Annotated in this window: 14 protein-coding genes; 7 read left to right on the top strand and 7 right to left on the bottom strand. The window is 55.9% G+C overall.

Annotated elements, in window-relative coordinates; all coding sequences use genetic code 11:
* The first annotated feature begins 65 nt into the window (after nt 1-65).
* Nucleotides 66-983 carry an ABC transporter ATP-binding protein gene (locus tag V5D86_RS03900; RefSeq protein ID WP_414595393.1) on the top strand — a complete coding sequence of 306 codons (918 nt, stop codon included), beginning with the start codon at nt 66-68 and terminating at the stop codon, nt 981-983.
* Nucleotides 980-1,735, top strand: a complete 756-nt coding sequence (locus V5D86_RS03895) for an ABC transporter permease (RefSeq protein WP_414595392.1) — start codon at nt 980-982, stop codon at nt 1,733-1,735. Before V5D86_RS03900 ends, V5D86_RS03895 begins: the two co-directional genes overlap by 4 nt.
* Nucleotides 1,736-1,944: 209 nt before the next feature.
* Here V5D86_RS03895 and V5D86_RS03890 read toward each other — a convergent pair whose 3' ends face one another.
* Both V5D86_RS03890 and V5D86_RS03885 read right to left on the bottom strand, forming a co-directional pair.
* Nucleotides 1,945-2,700 (bottom strand): ABC transporter permease, encoded by a 756-nt coding sequence (locus V5D86_RS03890; RefSeq protein WP_414595391.1) that lies wholly within the window; start codon nt 2,698-2,700, stop codon nt 1,945-1,947.
* The gene (locus tag V5D86_RS03885; protein ID WP_414595390.1) at nt 2,697-3,569 is read right to left on the bottom strand and encodes an ABC transporter ATP-binding protein; all 873 of its coding nucleotides are present in this window, start codon (nt 3,567-3,569) and stop codon (nt 2,697-2,699) included. Before V5D86_RS03885 ends, V5D86_RS03890 begins: the two co-directional genes overlap by 4 nt.
* 175 nt (nt 3,570-3,744) lie before the next feature.
* Here V5D86_RS03885 and cobN point away from each other — a divergent pair, with 175 nt between their 5' ends.
* Nucleotides 3,745-7,524, top strand: a complete 3,780-nt coding sequence (cobN, locus tag V5D86_RS03880) for a cobaltochelatase subunit CobN (protein ID WP_414595389.1) — start codon at nt 3,745-3,747, stop codon at nt 7,522-7,524.
* 108 nt (nt 7,525-7,632) lie between these two features.
* On the opposite strand, the gene V5D86_RS03875 is transcribed toward cobN, so the two are convergent.
* The 5 genes from V5D86_RS03875 to V5D86_RS03855 form a co-directional block, all read right to left on the bottom strand.
* A complete protein-coding gene (locus V5D86_RS03875; protein ID WP_414595388.1) occupies nt 7,633-8,577 on the bottom strand; it encodes an ABC transporter ATP-binding protein in 945 nt (314 codons plus the stop codon).
* Complete coding sequence (locus tag V5D86_RS03870; RefSeq protein ID WP_414595387.1) at nt 8,567-9,667, bottom strand: FecCD family ABC transporter permease; 1,101 nt, start codon at nt 9,665-9,667, stop codon at nt 8,567-8,569. The genes V5D86_RS03875 and V5D86_RS03870 overlap by 11 nt, the downstream gene beginning before the upstream one ends.
* Before the next feature lie 77 nt (nt 9,668-9,744).
* Nucleotides 9,745-10,845 carry an ABC transporter substrate-binding protein gene (locus V5D86_RS03865; RefSeq protein ID WP_414595386.1) on the bottom strand — a complete coding sequence of 367 codons (1,101 nt, stop codon included), beginning with the start codon at nt 10,843-10,845 and terminating at the stop codon, nt 9,745-9,747.
* A gap of 98 nt (nt 10,846-10,943) precedes the next feature.
* Nucleotides 10,944-12,194 (bottom strand): nitrogenase component 1, encoded by a 1,251-nt coding sequence (locus V5D86_RS03860; RefSeq protein ID WP_414595385.1) that lies wholly within the window; start codon nt 12,192-12,194, stop codon nt 10,944-10,946.
* Entirely contained in the window at nt 12,191-14,281 is a 2,091-nt protein-coding gene (locus tag V5D86_RS03855) for a nitrogenase component 1 (protein WP_414595384.1), read from the bottom strand. Before V5D86_RS03855 ends, V5D86_RS03860 begins: the two co-directional genes overlap by 4 nt.
* 173 nt (nt 14,282-14,454) lie before the next feature.
* On the opposite strand from V5D86_RS03855, the gene V5D86_RS03850 reads away from it, so the two are divergent.
* The 4 genes from V5D86_RS03850 (at nt 14,455) to V5D86_RS03835 (ending at nt 20,459) form a co-directional block, all read left to right on the top strand.
* Nucleotides 14,455-15,612: an adenosylcobinamide amidohydrolase gene (locus V5D86_RS03850; RefSeq protein ID WP_414595383.1), complete on the top strand. Its 1,158-nt coding sequence runs from the start codon at nt 14,455-14,457 to the stop codon at nt 15,610-15,612.
* Between the two features lie 110 nt (nt 15,613-15,722).
* Nucleotides 15,723-16,484: an adenosylcobinamide amidohydrolase gene (locus V5D86_RS03845; protein WP_414595382.1), complete on the top strand. Its 762-nt coding sequence runs from the start codon at nt 15,723-15,725 to the stop codon at nt 16,482-16,484.
* Between the two features lie 49 nt (nt 16,485-16,533).
* Nucleotides 16,534-19,932, top strand: a complete 3,399-nt coding sequence (locus tag V5D86_RS03840; protein WP_414595381.1) for a cobaltochelatase subunit CobN — start codon at nt 16,534-16,536, stop codon at nt 19,930-19,932.
* Nucleotides 19,929-20,459, top strand: a complete 531-nt coding sequence (locus tag V5D86_RS03835; RefSeq protein WP_414595380.1) for a helix-turn-helix domain-containing protein — start codon at nt 19,929-19,931, stop codon at nt 20,457-20,459. Before V5D86_RS03840 ends, V5D86_RS03835 begins: the two co-directional genes overlap by 4 nt.
* Nucleotides 20,460-20,485: the final 26 nt, after the last annotated feature.

Genomic DNA, 20,485 nt, shown 5'->3' with positions numbered 1-20,485 from the left:
CACTGGATTACAAACATAGTTGGCATATTCATCCATTATATATTCTGGACGTATACGGCTCGACCATGTCCGTCCAAGATCTGTCATCCCCCGCACAGGGACGAATTCAAGGCGATCGTGCAGACTATGACACCATTGCCGAAGTGAGTGATCTCGTGGTAAGATTCGGAGACCATGCGGCGGTCGACGGTCTGACGTTCGATGTCAGGCGCGGGGAGATCTTCGGATTCCTGGGGCCTAATGGTGCTGGAAAAACCACGACCATCCGCTCAATAACAACAATCCAGAGACCGACTTCCGGTAGGATCACCATCGATGGATTCGATTCGTCCAATGATTATCTCGAGGCTAGGAAACGCATCGGCATCGCACAGCAGCATATCTCATTGGACAAGGATCTGACCGTTCGCCAGAACATCAAACAACACGCTCTTCTCCATAAGATCCCCAAGTCGGAGCTGGATTCGAGGGTAGAATACGCATCCGACCTTCTGGGTTTGCAGGAGTACCTGGATCATAAGGTGGAGAACCTGTCGGGCGGATGGAAGAGGAAAGCATCGATAGTCTGTGCCATAGTGCATCGTCCGGACCTACTTCTGTTGGATGAGCCAACTGCAGGTCTGGACACAAGAGCCAGACACATTCTTTGGGATCTCGTCAGGGAGCTGAACCACAGAGGGACCACCATATTCCTGACCACACACTACATGGACGAGGCGGAGTCCCTATGCGACAGGGTGGCCATCATAAATCATGGGAAGATGGTCGCCATGGGGACTATAGATGAGCTCAGGGACACCATCGGACGTGTCGCCGTGGAGGTTTCCAGCGGCGGAAGATCGATCATCAGATACTTCCGGTCCAGGGAGGAGGCGAAGGAATATGCCGGTACCCTGGGCGATGAATACGTCAACATCAGAAGGACCACCCTGGAAGACGTCTTTTTGGAGTTGACCGGTGAGGACAGGGGACGGTTGTCATGAGCATCCGGTCTGTGGTCGATGAGACATACAGGGTTGCCTGGGGAGATCTCGTTTACACGAAGGAGAACATCATAGAGATACTTGTCACAAGTCTCATAGGTCCTCTTCTATACCTTCTGGCTTTCGGTTTCGGGATCGGAAGGAGCATCTCCAGCGATCCTGAGATGTATCTGGCGTTCATAGTACCCGGCATCATCGCCCTGACCACACTGTCTGCCACGTTCAGCACGATATCCATGAAGATACTGATCCAAAGACTGTTCTACATGAGCTTCGATGAACTTCTCCTGTGTCCTGTCCATGTCTCTGCGATAATTCTGGGAAAATGTCTATCCGGTGTCATACGCGCCACATTGAGTTGTACGGCCCTTATGATCGTCGGACACCTGATATCCCCTGCAGTAACATTTAATCCGCTGGCTATCGTCGTAATCATCTTCGCTGGACTCATATTCTCCATGTTGGGGCTGCTGGCCGGGATGCTTACCAACAACACTCAGAAACTCAACATGTTCTCTGCATTGGTAATCGTACCCATGACCTTCCTATGCGGTACGTTGTTCAGTGCGGAATCCCTCCCTTCGGTCGCATTTGCGGTCGTCTACATGCTTCCGTTGACCCACGTCAGTGAGCTCATGAGGGGGATAATGCTCGACACGGGGATCCCTTTGGATTCGGTCGTGATCCTGATAGTCTATGCGATAGCATTTTTCACCATCTGCTGGTGGCTGATCAAGACGAACCGTTGCTGAATCCGCGTCCGTCCGTCAAGGCCGGAGATCGATGCCATAAATCATGGGTCCGGTCGACATCATACACGTACGAGCCGTCCGGTGCGATCATCACCATGCCGGATCTCCGAGATGCACGAGGTCTCACGGGGTCGGGGATTCCTGGAGACCTCGGCAATGTTGTTTCGACGGGACGGCTACGATCCACCATCTCCGTTCGTTTATCGCATTCACATCTTTTTGTTCTTCAGCAGCCACCAGGTGATGCCGTAGAACAATGTCATGAACGCTATCATGACTATCAGAGATACCCATGGGAACTCATAGTAGCCTGGTAGCGCGGCCGCCCTGATGCATTCGCTGGAATGGGTGAGCGGAAGACAATACAGGACCGCTTGGAATATCGCAGGTAGTGAGGATACGGAGAAGAATGTGCCGCACAGGAAGGTCATGGGCAGGATGACAAGGCTGTTGAATGTCGCCATGCTTTGATGAGACTTGGCGATCAGGGCGGCTGCCACTCCGAGAAATGAGAACATGGCGCAGTTCATCACTACGCAGATTACGAATAGGGGCGTCACCTGGAGCTCAGGTGCCAGAGTGAGTCCCAATATGTACAGGAGTCCACAGGCCAGCAGTCCTCTGACCACTCCCAGGGTGCTCTTTCCCAGAACGATGGCATGTAGGCTCAGAGGGCAGATAGTCATCTCATCGAAGCTCTTGTAATACAATCTCTGGACGTTTAGCCTGGTGGATGTTGCGGAGAACGATGTGTTCAGCGACGACAGCGCCACTATGCCGGGGATGACAAAGGCCACATACGAGAGTCCCAGCTCTGCGGACCCAGTCCTCAGCCCGTACCCGAACGCTATCAGGTAGAGGATGGGACTCATCAGGCTCATGATCAGGATGTTCCAGAAGTTGTGTCTCATGAACATCAGGTCGCCCCAGGCGACATGGTATGTCTGTCTGAGCAGGTTGGTCATCTCATCGCCTCCGCCGATCTGCCGGTGAGCTCGACGAACACGTCTTCGAGACTGGTCTTGCGGATCCTGATGTCCGATTCCGTCTCCAGCGATGAAGCGAAATCCTGGGCCTCCTGGCGGTTCCTGAAGTAGCGATACAGGGTCTTCTCGCCATCGGCATACTCCACTGCTATTGAACCTATGGAATCGCAAAGGGTCTTCGGTTCCTCCAAGGCGATGAGCTTCCCGTGATCGATGATTCCGACCCTGTCGCATAGAGCCTCCGCCTCCTCGATGTAGTGTGTCGTGAGGAAGATCGTGGTACCGCGCTTGTGCAGCGATTTCACGATGTCCCAGAGCAGACGGCGGGCGTTTATGTCCAGGCCCGAGGTCGGTTCGTCCAGGAACAGGACCTCGGGATCATGGAGCATGGCACAGACGATCGCTGCCCGTTTCTTCCATCCTCCAGACAGGGAGTCCACCGGTTTGTTCAGATATTCCGCGAGTCCGAAGTATTCGGTTAGCTCCGCGATCCGGGCACTCCTTTCATCCTTCCGTATGTCATGGTACATGGCGTGGGAGATCATGTTCTCTCTGATTGTCAGGTCCTTGTCCAAGGAGACCTGTTGCTGGATGACCCCTATGCAGTTCTTGGCGGCTATCGGATCCTTGGACGTGTCATGTCCGCATATCTCCACGGATCCCTCGTCGAAGTCGGTGAGGGTGGAGATGCATCTGACGGTGGTGGTCTTGCCGGCTCCGTTAGGACCCAAGAATCCGAATATCTCTCCATTGTGGACGTTCAGATCGAGGTGGTCCACTGCCATCTTCTCGCCGAAACGCTTGACAAGGTTGCGAATGACTATCACATCACTGTCTGATTCGTTCATTAAAGGCGTTTTCCCGGGAATGGAGTTATTAGTAGTGGGAGATCGAGACTACATTACCATAGGTTATTTACGATTGCCAGGACGGCCGAGGTCATTCGCAAATGTTCGGTAACGAGCTTCGGGGATCTCAGAGCATATAAGGCGGTGGGAGTCCAGACAGGGGCCAGGTGGATCAATGAGGGAGTACACTGGCGGCGTGGGCGGTAGAAAGGTTCAGATAACCTATCTGACAATCGGAGGTAGCAACGTGTCCGTGGATATCGGGCGGGCCCTTGAGGGCTTGGATTCGAATGCGGCCTCGGTCATCCTGAGGACATACATGTCGGAGGATACCATCCGTGACCCGAAGGAGTTCAGGGACATGATCAGATCCGCTCGTGATTCTGCCCTCATGATCATGAACTTCCATGGCGATCCGTCGGGATACAAGTTGTATGACAGATTCCTTGAGGAGCTGACGGATGGCAACATCAGCACCTTCGTCCTCTGCAACATACGCGAGGCAATGGATGAGACTCGCAGGTTGTTTCATGGTGATGACAGCGAGTATCGCGCCATCGTCTCATACCTTCGTCTCGGTGGTCCGGAGAACATGCGCAGGTTGGCCGCATATCTTGTCAAAATATGTGGCGATCCCGGCATCGCGTGTATGGAGCCAGTCAGGGAATGCATGCAGGGCCTCTGGCATCCGGACATCCCGGATATGGATAGGGATTCCATGTTGGCCCGTATCGATCCCAAGAAGCCGACCGTCGGGGTCCTGATCCCTCAACCGTCGGTGATCCACGGGAGGACTGGACATCACGCCATGCTCATCCATGCGATGGAGTCCATGGGCGCCAATGTGATTCCGGTATTCTTGGCGGCGGCCCCTGATGCAATCTCTGGTTCCGAAGGAGGGGAGACCGTCATCAGGCGGTACTTCATGGACGAGGGTCGCAGAAGGGTCGATTCCGTGGTTCTTGCAGGATTCGGATTTTCATTCCTGACCCTCTGCAGTCCGGGGGACGGTTCCGGCGGGAGGAGTGGGATATTCGAGGATCTGAACGTCCCCGTACTAGGTGCGCTGGGCATCTTCCGTCCGCAGAAGGATTGGGAAGAGGATGGCATAGGCATGCAGGGCGGGGAGCTGGCCATATCCGTGGCTCTTCCGGAGCTGGACGGCCAGCTGACCACAGTTCCCTACACGTTCAATGAGACAGATGCGGACGGTCGCGACATCGTGACATTCAGGGAGGACAGGATCGGGACGATAGCCGCCATGGCTGTTCGTTGGGCCCGGGTATCCCACGTTCCTGTATCCGAGAGGAAGGTGTCCATCCTGTTCAATGGAGGAACCCTCAGCAACGGGTCCATCGGTGCCGCCGGAGGTCTGGACACATTCGAGAGCGTATGCTCGATCATGAGACGTATGGCTGACGCGGGATACACCATTGACCGCATCCCCTCCTCCGGCCGCGAGATCATCGACGAGATGCTCGCAGCGATCACCAACAATCTCGAATGGGTGGAGGAATCCGACATCTCTTCCAGGGCGACCGATCTGATCGATTGCGGAACGTATGAGGGGTGGGCGGAGGACACGGAACAGAGGCATTATGGCTGGGTATGCAAGGACTGGGGACAGCCTCCGGGAGATATCATGACCCATGACGGACGTTTCATAGTGCCGGGTGTGAGGAACGGAAACGTCTATCTGGGCCTGGAGCCCAACCGCGGAAAGCACGACAAGGCAGAGCAGCTGATACATGATCCAGACCTTTCGCCACCCCATCAGTATCTCGCATATTATCGGTGGATTTCCCGGGTCTTCGGAACGGATGTCCATGTCCACATGGGAACGCACGGCTCATGCGAGTGGCTCCCGGGGAAGGGGAACGGTCTGTCCGCAGGATGCTCCCCAGACATCATGATGGAAGACATGCCCCACTTGTATGCCTACGTCATAGACGACCCCTCCGAGGGGATAGTGGCCAAGCGCAGGAAGAAGGCCGTGCTGGTCGACCACATGATGCCCGCTTTGACACGTGCCGGTACATATGAGGGTTTGGGCGAATTGGAGGGGCAGGTGCAGCAGTACCTGTACTGCAAGCAGACCCTGCAGTATGCCAAGATGAAGGATGTCGCCACAGAGATCCATCGGCTGGTATCGGAGATGTCCATGTGGAAGGAGCTGGGGCTGGAGGAGGGCTCGTCCCCTGAGAAGGTCGCGGGTAAGAGCGAGGAGATCATGGACTACATCGCCGATCTGAAGGATGGCCTGATAACCGACGGACTCCACATCATGGGAAAAGTCCCCGAGGGTCGCAGGATGGTTGAGATGGTCTACTGTCTGACCCGTCTCAGGAATGGGAGGATGCCGTCTTTGAGACATGTTGTGGCGGAGAGTATGGGGTTCGACCTGGATCTCCTGTTGGACGATCCATCTGGCTCTGCCCAATCGGCAGGAGAGTTGAACTGCAACATCGTGGACAGGATAGACTCCAGGATGACGGAGGTGATCTGTTCCATGCAGGCTGTGGACTTCGATCCCGATGAATGCGCATCTCTGATGGGGGAGGCCTTCCCAGGTTCAGAAGGGGCCTCGATCCTCGCGCAGTACATCACGGAGGACCTGGTCCCAAGGATCAGAGGAATTGCCGATGAGGTCACGAACATGCTCCGCGGGATGGACGGCGGGTTTGTCCCGCCGGGACCTTCTGGCTCACCTACCAGGGGTAACGCCCACTTGCTACCGACGGGGAAGAACTACTACTCTCTGGACCCGGAGACCGTACCAACTCAGGAGAGTTGGAGGACGGGGTCCCGCATGGCTGAGGACATGGTCTCCAAGTATGTGGAGCGGGAGGGCAGATATCCGGAGAGTATAGCGATCGTCGTCTGGTCCGTGGACACCATGAAGACCGGCGGGGATGATGTCGCATATATCTTGAGGCTTCTCGGTGTGAGGCCCACATGGGGTTCCGTAGGAGGAAAGGTCACCGGGCTGGAGATCATCCCGACATCTGAGCTGGAGAGGCCCAGGATCGATGTGACCGTCCGCATCAGCAGTCTGTTCAGGGACACGTTTCCGAATCTGTTCGAGCTTATCGACGAGGCCGTGTCCATGGTCTGCGATCTCGAAGAGGATGATGACAACAACTTCTTGCGCAAGCATCTCAGGGAGGATATGGCCCGGATGATCGAAGAGGGGATGTCCCTCGCGGATGCTCGTGATAACGCCATGATCAGGGTGTTCGGGGAACCTCCAGGGACCCATGGGGCCGGGGTGAACATCCTGGTGGAGTCCTCGAAGTGGGATTCCATCGAGGATCTCGCTCAGATATACGTGACATGTGGGTGTAGCGCCTATGGCAGGAGATGGAGGGGGGAGAAGAAGCCAGAGCTCTTCAGGCACAGGATCGAGGCTGTGGACGTAGCTGTGAAGAATCAAGTGGATAGAGAGTTCGACCTGGTGGATGTCGATGATGGCTATTCATATCTGGGAGGGATGAACGCCATAGCCCGTGCGGCCGGGAAGGGTAAGCCCGTGAACTATGTGGGCGACAGCTCCGATCCGGATAGGATCAAGACCAGGGATCTGGAGGGAGAGGTGGCGTACATCCTGAGATCGAGGGTGTTGAACCCTAAATGGATTGAAGGGCTGAAGGAACACGGCTTCGTTGGAGCGAATCTCATCCATGATAACATCAATCATACATATGGGTGGGACTGCACGTCGGACGTCATAGAGAAATGGATGTATGATGCCATCGCGGAGCGTTTCGTCCTCGATGATGGGAATCGTGAATGGATCGAGAAGGACAATCCCTATGCTATGAGGGACATCTTGGACGATCTGTTGGAGGCGGTCGAGCGCGGGCTGTGGGATGCAGATCAGGAGATGCGTGAGAGGCTGGAGGAAGTCTACCTGGAGGTGGAAGGGATGCTGGAGGAGGTGTCCGAGGGAAGATAAGTTGGTATCAGGCCGTCCGATGCCCGGGCAGCGTCTTGATCCGGACGGTCATTTCGTGGCATCGGCCCCGTTCGTCGGAGCATCCTCGCCCCAGACAGGCTCCTGACATTATGGACAGCGCCCAGGGTCAGGGGAATAGGTTTGATTCCCTCGTCCACACATCCTATTCCGGGCTCGAGCGGGTCGTGCCCCGGAGAAATCGTCATATTCGATGCTGAACAGATCGCTATCGTCATCCACAGGTGGTCTGGGGATGATGTACGGCACACCGTTGTCCCAGACGATCTTGATCGATATGTCGAAGACCTCGCGGATCGATTGTTCCGTGACGACTTTGTCGCAGGGTCCATAGTCTATGATCTTCCCGTCATGAAGCAGCATGACCTTGTCGCAGTATCTTGTCACAAGGTTGAGATCATGAGATGCCATGATCACGGTGAGTCCTGAGCGTGCAAGGCCTTTCAGCATCTCCATCACCTGGATCTTGTATTTGATGTCCAAGTGGGCGCTCGGTTCATCGACCATCATCAGCTTCGGATGCTGGACCACGCCCTTGGCAAGCAATGCGCGGGCGCGCTCTCCGCTACTCAGCTCGTGGAGGCGTCTGTCAGCGTATTGGGCGATCCCGAAGTCATACATCGCCCTGTCCACGATCTCCAGGTCTTCGTCCGTCTCCCAGAACATCCCTGTGACATACGGAGCTCTCCCGAGTGTGACGAACTCCCTGGTGCTGAGGGAGAAATCCGTCGGTATGTCCGCGGGGACGGTCGTACATAGTTTGGACATCTCCTTCCTGGTCTTATCGCCCATGTCCTCTCCGTCGAGGAAGACCGTCCCTTCGCGGATCTTCAGGACCTTGTTGATGCATCTCATCAACGTGGTCTTCCCGGAACCGTTGGGTCCGAGCAAACCTATGAATTCCCCTTTGTTCGCACGAAGGTCCAATCCGTCCAGGTTGTTCTCGACGGTGTATCCGAATGTCAGGCCGTCGATCGTCAGGAATGCGATGGAATCGTCCTGCGGGATTTCCTGGCTTCCGTTGTCACATGGCATATCTCTTTCCCTCCTTGACCATGAGGAACAGGAAGAACGGCACACCGATGACCGCTACCACTGCGCCGATAGGCAGTTCGGATGGTTCGATTATGGTCTTACAGAAGATGTCCGCGATCAGCATGACCAAGGCACCGACCACTGCGGATGCCGGTATCAGCAGTCTATGGTCTCCGCCGAGGATCATCCTGCAGACATGGGGGACGATCAGACCTACAAATCCTATCACTCCGCAGTATGCCACGCAGAAGGCGGTCAATATCGCGATGAGTACCAACATCATTCTTTTCAGGACCTTTACGTCAATTCCGAGATACTGGGCCTGCTCTTCTCCGAGGAGCATGATGTTCAGCTTCTTGGAGAAGCAGAATGCGACGATCATCGGGATCACGGTCCCCATAATCACGACCAGTGTGTTCTCCCAGCCCTGGTCCATGAACGATCCGAACAGCCATTTGGTCACACTTTCATAATTATCTACGTTGAAATATGTGACAAGTGTGATGGCCGACGACAGTCCCGTTGATATTATAACTCCTGCCAGGACATAGTTCATGGTCCTGCCGCCCGCAACCTCGGCGATGAACATGGTGGCACCGAAAGCCACAATGGCACCGATTATGGCAGCCAACGGCACTGCGGCCGTGGCAGCCATGCCCAGGTTGAAACCCCCTAGTGTTACGAGCACGACCATGAACGAGGCTCCGGACGAGACACCGGTCAGATACGGGTCGACCAAGGGATTCCTTATGAGGGCCTGCATGACGGCTCCCGCAACAGCCAGTCCCGCTCCCACGCATAGGGCCATCAGTGAACGGGGCATCCTCAGATAGAATATTACCTTCTCGTCCATGACGTTTTCATCGGGTCCGAGATTGGTAATGATGTTCCAGATGTCTTTCGCTGAATCTTGGAATGAAATGTGGTATGCGCCAAGAGTTAGGGAGTAGATGTAAAGGATGATGATGCCGACGACTCCAACCGCGAGAATGGCCGCGAGCTTCTCGTTGGCGCGTTTTTTCTTCCACCTGGTGGATCTTGACACGTCCTCCAGTCCCATATTCGCAGTACTCTGTGATTCAGAGCTCATATCTTGCCTCTGTTAGAATGGAAGGCTCACCCGTCTGCCAGAATTCGCAATGGCAGACGGGCGAGGGTATCACCAGTTTAGTTTATTGTCTCCCAGAACTGATCGATGAGATCTTCGAAGACATCATCCGTGATGATGTTGGGCATTTCGAAAGGAAGATAGTCGCTGTAGATGCACATGGCCCACAGGGCATACGCGTTCAGCATCTGATGGGAGTTGGTGCATGTTGCCCTGTCCGTCTTCTCCCCGTCGACGACATATACATTGTTGTTCTCCGCAGCGGTCGTGGACCCGAGAACAGGGTCGTTCAGGAACTCATCGAGGAATGTCGATGAATCGTTCCCGGACCCCATGCTAACGTTCGTATATATGAGCACATCGGGGTCCTTGTCCGCAATCGCCTCGCTGCTCACCTGTGCATATTTGCCGAGATCGGAGAAGGGGTTGACAGCACCGATGTCTTTGAGGATGGCCCCTTTGATGTACAGGTCTCCGCATGCATAGCTCGTTCCCATGAAGGTGGCCGCAGAGACCTTGTTCCCCGAGCTGACGGAAGCGCACCAGGTCTTGATTTTGTTGACGATGTCCTTCATCTGAGAGACGAGTTCCGATGCGGCATCCTCCCTGTCCATGACCTTTCCTAGGAGGGCAATGTTCGAGTACACGGTTTCGATCGAATCCTCATTCTTGAGGACGATGTACGGCACTCCCAATTTGTCAAGGGCGGCGCCTGTGTCGGGGTCGTATCCGTATTCTGTGAAGATCTTGAGGTCCGATGTAACCGAGAGGGCCGACTCCGAGGACATGTTGTACATTCCTCCGAGGTTCTTGATCGAACCGTCGGCGAGGCCATCTATGATGGCCTGTGGGTAGTCGTCATCGACCAGTCCGATGACGAAATCAAAGTCTGTGTATGCTCCCTCGTCCACCGAGACAGCAACTATGTTGTCACTGGCTCCGATTCCACAGAGGATCGAGGCGACCACATTGGAGCAAGATGAAACAGTCTCAATGTCCTCAGGCAGTGTCACCGTACGGCCGATTCCATCCGTTACGGTGATCGTCCCATCTCCATCGTCCCCGTTTCCGGATTTATCGCCAGTGATGGCTACCACTGCGACAGCTGCGGCGAGCACCACGATGGCGAGAACGATGGCTGTAATCCATTTCTTATCCATTGTCACACCTATTTATTGGATGTATAATCCAACTTCATTTTTCATATATATTCCAAACTGATTCCCGGAATTCATTACCAATCTTTATTGAATAGTGTTCAATCTCTCTCCCTGAGTTCGAACATCCTGTCCAACATGAGCATGGCACCTTTCGCTCCGAGGAACGGTCTGCCGACGAACCTGAGCAGGTGGGTGGAGGGCCCCAGCACGGCGATGTCCACGGAGCAGACATCGTTCTTGCGCATCAGTGCGGCTGATTGCCCTCCTGCAAACATGACATCACACCTCTTGGGGGTAAGCCCGTCCACGAGCGCACTCTCGGAACGGATCCCGGTTAGAAATTCCTTGAACTCGTCCAGGTAATCCTTGTCCCACCAGGGCATGACAGCGATCTCCTCGGGAAACATCGCAAGGTATTCGTAGAGCCATTTGGCCAACGGGAGTGTGGCGATGGAGTCAAGATCCATGGAATACGTGGCACAGCGCATCGCCAGTCCGGAGGTCATCGCGCTCCTCAGAATGGTCGATGCCCTCTCTGAGCTCCGGTTCAGGATTTCCAGGGCCCGATCCGGATCGGCACCGACGGCTTTGGCCAGGTTCTCGATCCAGCGGGATGTTCCATCGAAACCTATGGGGATTCCACCGTTGATCGTAGGGATCCCATGCCTGAGATAGGCTTCGGATGTGCGGGTGCAGTACTCCGGTAGGACGGTGATGCATATCGAAGCATCCCCAGAGTTAACGATGTCCTGCACCGAGCATCCGGACCCGACGAACACGGCCTCCAACTCCATGGCGGCGATGTACGAGTCCAGTTCGGAGACGGTCTCCTCCCATCCGTCCATGGAGATCGGGATGCCCAAGACTATGACCTTCGATGTTTTGCGGTCCTTCTGCACACAGAGTCTATCGACAAGTTCAGAGGTGGCAGCGTCGTATCCGATGTGGAACGGTTCCGACATGTGGTTCTCCTTCTGGACGATGACGGTCCCTTGGAAATTGGACCTGTGTGCGGCCCCGTTGATGTAGTCTCCTATTAGTGATGTGCCTGGGGACTGAACCACGAAGGCAACTTCCTCACTCATCGTTGACAGGAGGTCTGAGAGCTTGTAATCGGCCCCGTTGATGTAGTCTTCTTCGTCCAGATATGTGCACGGTATGCGGGGCTGGTTGAAGTAGAACGGTCCCTCATCGATCGCGAACCTGCGGATGATGAACCTTGACGATTCCCCATCGAGCATCGACCTGCATCCTCCCGGTCCGTGGAGTACTGCTCCACACCCCCTTACGCTCTCTGCGGCGAGCAGAGCCCCCCAGAAGCCATCCATCCTGATAGTGTCCAATGTCATCTCCAGGCCTCCTTCCCCGGGGCATCCATGGCGCGTCCGAGACGCTCTGCCAGATCGATGATTCCCTCCAGGCCCGGACTGGGCTGGGTGATCTTCCAATGTTTGACGCCCAGGCCGATATCCGCCATGTTATCCGATATTACTATGTCCGGGGAGAGTTCCTGGGCATCGGCCTCCGTGGTGCTAGAACTGTAAGGCTTCTTGTCCTCACAGGCGGCCTGGCCTACCAACCACCTGTTGAATGTGGTCTGCCTGGTTCTGAGAACCTCTACTCCGAGGTCGTCCAGTAGTTCGAATAGCCATCCGTAGTCCGACGATGGGTGGGTCACGACCACTGCAGTCCTCCCTTCGGTCCTTTTTCTGATGGATGACAGTCTCGCGGCATATTCGTTACGCATCTTGGACCTCACATCCTCCAGGTTGCGTCCTGTCAGTTCGGACACTTCATCGAGCCACTTCTCTGTCGCTCTCATTCCCCTGGGCAGGGTATTGTCCATCAGTTTTATGCCGAGGCGACCGCAGACCATCTCGCAGGTGATCCTGTTGTTGCGTTCATCATAGCTCCTGACCGCGAATGCGGCCTTTCCGAAGCGCCTGACATCCTCGAGGTTACAGTGGCCTGGAAAGATGGAGTTGACCTCGAACCCCGCATCCTTCAGTAGCGATATGACCGATCTATCGAGATAGGACATGTGGCCGGTCGCCGATCTGAACTCCCCCATGATGTTGATGAGTCTGTCATCCTTGTCATTATGCGGATCCACGAGTTCCGTCTGCTTCAGGACGACCGCCCTGATGCCATCGGAAGCACCCCCTGCCCCTATCCCGTCGACAGTGAGGGGCATGACATGGACTCCCAGCTCCTTGGACATCTCCGCACAGACATCCACCAGGTTGTCTCCTATGATTCCGGGAACACACATGGATATGACCATTATCCATTCATCGCCGTACGAGGCCCTCTTGCGTATCAGGTCACGGAGTTTGTCCATCCCACCGAAGACCGAGGCGGAATCGTCCAGGTCGGTGCACGACACATCCTGGCTCACCAGGCGCCCGTCCCCATAATGGTCTCTGAATACAGTTCTGAGGTCCGTGCGACAGGTCATCATGTACGCGCAACTGGTGGGCCCGTGCACTATGGTGTGTACTCCGCGGACCATCCTGGAGTATGCGACCGCACCCATCCCCGCACATGTCTTCAGGGACCAGCAGTCGTTCACCGGATTTCGTACCCTGTTATACTCCATCATGGCCTCCCCGGAGACGGGGATGCCTTTGGCCACCATGTCCATGGCATCATCGCTTAACGGGCGGGGGTATCTGAGAGTCTCCGGATTGGAGGATCTCAAGACGATGTCCTCGGTGATCCTGCGAAGGGATTCTACTGCCGCACAGTCGGGATATGATTCGGCAAGCGTCTTTCCCGAGGCCTCCGCATCGGCGAAGAGCGGGTCACGTGGGATGACGGAGACAATCGGGAGTTTTACTCCGTTGGCGAAATTTCTCACATATTCATATTCCCCGTTCATGCCTCTGCTGTTTAATATGAGGCCACCCACGCGGGGTCTGCCATCATCGTAGTTCAGGAGACCTTTGAGGATGTTGTTCGCCGCATACAGGGACATGAACTCCCCGGATGTGACTATGTACACCGCGTCGGCATAGCCTTTCCTCAGTGGGACTGCAAAGCCTCCGCATACCACGTCCCCTAGGACATCGTATATCTTGTAGTCGGCATCGCTCTCGTCCAGGCCTCCGCTATCAAGGAAGTCGAACATGGTGAGAATCCCTCTCCCGGCGCATCCGACACCGGGCTCGGGACCGCCCGCCTCGATGCATCTGACCCCTCCCGACCCTTCGAAGACGACGTCGTCCAGGCTTCTGTCCTCCTTCGGTGTCTCGCGCAGATAGTCCAGGACCGTGTTTTGGGTCCTCCCTCCGAGCAGGAGCCTCGTGGAGTCATGTTTAGGGTCACATCCGATCTGCACGACACCCTTCCCTTCCATGGAGAGGATGTACGATATGTTGGCGGTAACGGTGGATTTTCCGATGCCACCTTTACCGTAGATAGCTATTTGGAACATGTTCTACCTGGATGTATAATCCAACCGACCATTCAAAAAGATAGACCATCCAGGGTATTACGTTACTTAATTGATTGGATATAGAGGGAGTTGTTTATGGAGGGCGGTTTCATCTTTTGAGAGTGGACGCATACTTGATAATGTAGTTGGAGAATACATCCATCATTGGTATTATGTCGGTTGATTGGAGAAAATGTGTGGAGGCCGAACAAGTTGAGAAGTGGAGGCATCTCGATTCCATGTGTTGTGGAATCGAGGTATATAGGGCTAACAGATTTCTGATCCTGCGTCCGGGCACGGATCTCCGTGTACTGCCCTCCTGTCACTACAACAACGGTTTCGTCGATAGTCCGACGGCGATTGTGAACACCACCAGTATGGGGGGCATGGTAGAGATGGGCATCATGGGGAAGCCGCTATCGGTCAACGATGAGTTCACCGCTTGCTCTTTGGAACACTCGGGCCTGGATCCCGATTCCACCGTTGCTTTCGGCACAGCGGCACATATGGAGAATGCCAGTATCGTGAGCAAGGTCTCTCGCGAGGGGGTCAGGGTGTCCGTCGCTGTCACCGGAGGTGTCCGGGGGAACGGAGGACGCGCCGGCGATCCCGCATCCTTCGACGAGGCCGAGAGGGAGTACAGCTGGAAGAGCGGGACGATAGTCCTGATAGTCGCCATCGAGGCGGTCCTGACTGACGGGGCCATGCTTGACGCGATGCTCGCGGCCACGCAGGCGAAGAGTTGTGTCCTCCAGGAGTTGCAGGCCAGGAGTCTTTACACCCATAGGATAGCCACGGGGTCGGGTACGGACCAGGTGGGCATAGCGTGCCTCAGAGGACAGGAGGCCACGGTGGACCGCGCAGGTGTCGCGACCGATGTGGGTGATGCAGTGTGCGAGTGTGTCAGAGAGGCGTTGTTCGAGGCTCTCGACCTGCAGTCGGGAATGAACTTGGGGACGCAGTGTGATCCATACGTGTTGCTGTCCCGTGTGGGTATCGAGCCGACCGATGTCCACAACACATTCCGCTATCCGTATACCGCGGCAAAGATCCTGGAAGCGGATTCAAAGCTCCACGGGGATGCTCGCGCAGCGACCGTTGTGCAGGCCGCTTTGGGTGTGATCGACGAGGTCGCCCGCGGCAAGGTGTCCGAAGAGACAGGATTGGGAGTGATCAGATCATTGTTCGAGGGTCCGTTGATCTCGGAGGAGGATGTGGGTCCTGTCTCAATGGTCCTGCTGGATGCGTGCGAGACCATGAGAGACTATCTCTGTCTGGCCATGGCGATATATCTCAATCGTATCTGCGGTGAGGCGGAGGCGATACTGTGAATGTCATCTCATATACAGATTCCGCACATGATGTCGTGGTATCCTCCCCTTCGGGGGGATTCTTCGAATCTGTAAACTGCGTGTCTCTGGGCGTCCACACCGGTGAGGGGGTGTCAATACCAGTCTACGCTCCAGAATCAACGATGGTCTGCAAGGCGATATCTTCCGGGCGCAACTCCGTCAGGGCGTTTGCCGTATCCGACATGTCCCAGGGGGCAGTCTGCGCCGGTCACGGTTCAGGATCGCCAGGGGGAGGGACCTCCGTGATCCTGGAGGTGGATGCGGACATGCCCATGACCTCTATGGTCCGCGCTGCCATCACGTCGATGGAGGCCGTGACCTGTGTCCTTCAGGACCTCGATGTGAGGGATTCAGAAGGCAATGTCTGCTCCGGATGCTCCAATCTCTCCATAGCTGTGATCCGTAACCGTGGCAGTGGCACGTATCTGCGCGGGGCGGGGAAGCATTCGGTGCTGGGACAGGTCATCGGCGAGTCTGTATATCAGGCGGTGCGTGAATCCGCTCTTGCCAACGGTCTTTCTACCCCGTCGAGATGGGGCGCCATCAGCAGACTGGAGCGTGCTGGGGCGGATGCGATGGAGATGATGTCCTCGCGCGGATCGGTCGACACCTCATCATACCTCGAGGAATTGGAGCGGTTGTCGTCCGATGAGCATATCAGGGCCGTTGCGGCAGCGATGGTGTCCATATCCGACGCCATCAGATGGGGCCTCTTGCCAGAGGATGAGGGCATGGATATGGGTCGCTCCATGATGGGATCGGCCCTGGGGATGGAGATACCGTTGAGGGACGATCTCGTATCTGCGATGGCAGAGGCCCTGGCGGTTCGTGCTAGATCGGGGGTCGAGTGATCCGTTGCGCTCTACTAACGGGGTACACGGTACCGGGAGGGGACTCTCGATGGTCTATGTATCATCCGGATACATGGATGCGGATTCATTCACTGCACTTTGCAGGAACCTCAGCTGGATAAATGCGGACATATCCGCATTCTCGGCCAACGCCGAGACATTGGATGACGACGAGGCATCCTTCATGGAGCTGGCTGACGAGTTGCGTGCGGCAGACTTGCTGATTGTGAGGATGCACGGCGGTTCTGCATATTTCAGGAAGTACGATCGGATGATCGATCTCGTGTCCCGTGTGGGGGTACCGACGATGATCAGCAGCGGGTCAACGGATGAGATCGAGAGCCGCGTTTCCAGATCCATGTTCCCCTATTCCGATGGCGAGTATCTCCAGTTGCACGATTTTATAAACATCGGTGGCGAGAGGAACCTGACAGGCGCTGTGATATGGGCTTGTAGGAAGTTCTGCGGTCTCGAACTGGGCGTCCCGGACGCTGACATCCCCCGTGCACAGGGCGTATACCGTCCGAATGCTAGTGCGGGGTTCAGGGAGCGCGTGTACCTCGACTCTCTGGACTGGTCCAAGCCGTCTGTGGCGGTGATGTTCAGTCAGTCATTATGGACCAGAGGCGTCACAGGACACATAGATCGTCTCGTGGAGGCGATCGAATCCAGAGGTGCAAACGCCGTCCCGATTTTCTTCACGTCATCGGCCAATGAGTCCATAGGGTCTCTGGGAATCAGGGGGACCATCAGGAAGTATCTGATGAAGGGTCGTAGGCCCCGTGTCGGAGCTGTGATCATGTGCATGGGGTTCTCCCAGACCGCGATGTCCAATGAGAAGGACCTGAACGGATGCATCTTCGAGGAACTGGGCGTCCCTGTCCTTCAGGCACCTACCGTGTATCGCCAGGTGCGTGAATGGGAGGAGGACCCAAAAGGGCTCCGGTCTAGCGATCTGTCCATGTCGGTGGTTCAGACGGAGTTAGACGGGCAGGTTCTGGCCCCTCCTCTGGCGTTTTTCGACTCCCATACAGGGAGGCTTTCCGTGGATACCGTCCCCGACAGGGTCGCCGCCATAGCGGATTCTGCCCTTGCGTGGTGCAGGCTCAGGATGTTACGCAGGAAGGATGTACGTGTGGCGATTGTCCTGAGCGTGCAGTCTGCTGGCCGTGTGGGATCCGCCAGGGGTCTGGATACGATGCAGAGCCTCAGGGCGATCCTGGAGCGTATGGATCGGGAGGGTTACCTGATTCCAGATGTCCCTGGGACCTGCGATTGGGCGACCGAAGTGCTGTCCCGGGGTCTGAGTGATGGATATGCGGAGAGGTGTGCGGACCGTATAGAACCGGGGATGTTCCATATGTGGTGCGATAGCGTTCCCCGCTCCGCTCGTTCGGCGATCGGAGCCTATGCGGCATCCCCGGGTACGGTACAGGACGATGGGCAGATTCACATACAGGGCATCCGTAACGGCAATGTATTCATAGGCTTCCAGCCACGCATCCGTCAAGGTGGTCACACATCCGTGACCGGGGACTATTTCGCATTCTATAGATGGATCGAGGAGATCTTCGGGGCCGATGCCATAATAAGTCTCGGGTCAGGGGACGGTCCGGAGGTTCTCGAGGGCAAGGAGTGTGCCCTTTCGTCCGACTGTCTCCCCGACATAGTGCTGAGGACGGCGGTCCATATACATCCGCATGCCATGGACGACCCCGCAGGAGCCTTGAAGTCCAAACGCCGCGCCCATTCTGTCGCTATAGGATACATGGTCCCCGCGGTGACAAGAGCGGGTATGTATGGCGATATGGCCGAGCTCAGAGTGATGATACAGGAGGAGTTGATGTCCGAGGTCCCCTCTCCAGAGGACACCAGGCTAAGGCTCGGGAAGGTAAGGGCCCTGATCGATAGACTGTCAATGTGGCAGGAGTTGGGGATGGATGGCACAGAGGATGATGTTCTCCTCAGGGAACGTCTTCCGTCGGTTTTCGATCATCTGACCGAGTTGGAGGATGAGAGTGTGGAGGACGGCTTGCACGTTCTCGGGTCTCCTCCGGATGGCGATCGTCTGGTGGAGACGGTATGCGAGATGGTCCGTAGCCCCAACGGGGAGATGCCCGGTATTACGAGCATCCTCCCAGAGGGGGCAGGTTACAGGGAGGCAATCGCCATGGTCTCCGATATGCTGTCGTCCGGATCCAGTTCAGACTCACGCATCGGCAGAATCCAAGAGAGGGGTGATGATGCCAGGTGGGGTGCGCTGATGGGGTTCGTGCGCGGGACGGTCCTCTCATCACTCTGTGAATGCGGATTGGAGATGGACCATCTGATGGGTGCCCTGAGGGGCGAGTTCGTTCCGCCGGGCCCTGGAGGGTCTCCGTACTTGGGGAACGTGCATCTTCTTCCGTCCGGCCGGAACATGTTCGGTCCCAACCCGATGAGGCTTCCAGACGAGATCGGGTGGGAGCATGGCAGTGCCATGGCAGAGGAGATAATCTCCAGATATGTGGAGGAGAACGGGAAGTATCCCGACAAGGTCGTCATGGTCATGCATGCTTCAGACACGATAATCACCGGTGGTAGCGAGGTCGCATGCGTCCTTCGTCTTATGGGCCTCAAACCGGTGTGGGGGACCCGTGGCGGGAGCATAACGGGCACGTCCGTAATATCGTTGGAGGACCTGGGTAGACCCAGGGTGGATGTGAGGATCGGATGTAGCTCCCTTTTCACCAGTACATTCCCCGAAGCGATGAGGCTCATAGAGAACGGGGCCAGGAAAGTCTCTCTTCTGAATGAGGGCGAGGAATCCAACGCTTACAGGAAGCGCCTTACGAGATTCATCGCCGAGGACATATACGATTCCATGTCAGACAGGGACATGATGGGAAGGATGATCGGGTCTCTGTCCGACCTGGGGGGATCCGATCTAATCGTCGGTCGTGCGTCGGCAATCGAGAGGGACGATGATAGGACAGACCTGCTTCTGGAGGTTGTCCGCAGGTCTGGTGCTGGAGCCAGTGTGTACATGTTGTCCGAGAATGGGAATGGGGACCTCAGGATTAGAACGGCAGAGGAAAGTCTCATATCTACGATGCGTACCCGGGTCTTGAATCCCAGATGGATACATGGGCTGATGAGGCACGGATATTCTGGCGCGTCGATGGTCCCAGTCATGACGTCGCGCCTCCTTTCATGGGGCAATGCCACTCGGGCAACTCGTCCGTGGATGTATCGCGAGGTGCTGAACACATACGTGAAGGATGGTCCTGTGAGGTGTTGGATGATGTATTCGAACCCCCATGCCCTGTTGGAATCCTTGGAGGATATGATGAAGGCCGCCGAAGCCGACCTGTGGGATCCGACGGAATACGAGCTTGAGGTCATCAAAGAGGTCTATCTGGAGACTGAGGGGGTCCTCGAAGAGTCTCGTCAAAGGGGCATCGCATGAATGCCGAGCGTGACATGATAGACATGAGCGTACCGATGGAGACGCTATCCATCCGCATCCAGAGCCTTCGCATGGGGGAGCAGACGCCAGCTGTCGTCAAGGCGATAAAGCGCATAGGGTTCGTACAGTTGCGCTATCAGGGTTTCTCGGTGAGGAAGTCCGCCGAGATCATGGGCGTTAGCATACAGACGGGATACAATTGGCAGAATTCTTGGAACGATGGCGGTCTGGAGTCGGTGTTCCCGAACTACGCCGGCGGCAGGGAGTCCCGTATGACGGATGGTCAGAGAGCCGATCTCAAGGATGCAGTATCCAGAGGGCACATGTCCACAGTGGAGGCGAGGGACTGGTTGGCGGAGAAATACGACCTCCAGTACAGCATTAAGCAGATTCACATCATACTGGGCAATCTGGGTCTCAGGCACGTCTCCGTCAACAGGTTGCCAGCCCAGGAGCGGACAGATCCCGGCCGTTCTCCCCGCATGAGGTGGACCGAGCGATCTCTCGGACTGAATAAAGATTGTTAGGTAATGAATAACGGGGGCGGAGCCAA

The organism is Candidatus Methanoprimaticola sp. MG2, from assembly GCF_047501175.1.
Classification (GTDB): Archaea; Thermoplasmatota; Thermoplasmata; order Methanomassiliicoccales; family Methanomethylophilaceae; genus Methanoprimaticola.
Note: the sequence above shows the minus strand (reverse complement) of the source record. Positions and strands in the feature narration are given on the sequence as shown.

Coding starts and splice junctions, on each gene's coding strand:
- V5D86_RS03900 (WP_414595393.1), top strand. CDS start 66: ATGTCCGTCCAAGATCTGTCATCCCCCGCACAGGGACGAATTCAAGGC.
- V5D86_RS03895 (WP_414595392.1), top strand. CDS start 980: ATGAGCATCCGGTCTGTGGTCGATGAGACATACAGGGTTGCCTGGGGA.
- V5D86_RS03890 (WP_414595391.1), bottom strand. CDS start 2,700: ATGACCAACCTGCTCAGACAGACATACCATGTCGCCTGGGGCGACCTG.
- V5D86_RS03885 (WP_414595390.1), bottom strand. CDS start 3,569: ATGAACGAATCAGACAGTGATGTGATAGTCATTCGCAACCTTGTCAAG.
- cobN (WP_414595389.1), top strand. CDS start 3,745: ATGAGGGAGTACACTGGCGGCGTGGGCGGTAGAAAGGTTCAGATAACC.
- V5D86_RS03875 (WP_414595388.1), bottom strand. CDS start 8,577: ATGCCATGTGACAACGGAAGCCAGGAAATCCCGCAGGACGATTCCATC.
- V5D86_RS03870 (WP_414595387.1), bottom strand. CDS start 9,667: ATGAGCTCTGAATCACAGAGTACTGCGAATATGGGACTGGAGGACGTG.
- V5D86_RS03865 (WP_414595386.1), bottom strand. CDS start 10,845: ATGGATAAGAAATGGATTACAGCCATCGTTCTCGCCATCGTGGTGCTC.
- V5D86_RS03860 (WP_414595385.1), bottom strand. CDS start 12,194: ATGACATTGGACACTATCAGGATGGATGGCTTCTGGGGGGCTCTGCTC.
- V5D86_RS03855 (WP_414595384.1), bottom strand. CDS start 14,281: ATGTTCCAAATAGCTATCTACGGTAAAGGTGGCATCGGAAAATCCACC.
- V5D86_RS03850 (WP_414595383.1), top strand. CDS start 14,455: ATGTCGGTTGATTGGAGAAAATGTGTGGAGGCCGAACAAGTTGAGAAG.
- V5D86_RS03840 (WP_414595381.1), top strand. CDS start 16,534: ATGGTCTATGTATCATCCGGATACATGGATGCGGATTCATTCACTGCA.
- V5D86_RS03835 (WP_414595380.1), top strand. CDS start 19,929: ATGAATGCCGAGCGTGACATGATAGACATGAGCGTACCGATGGAGACG.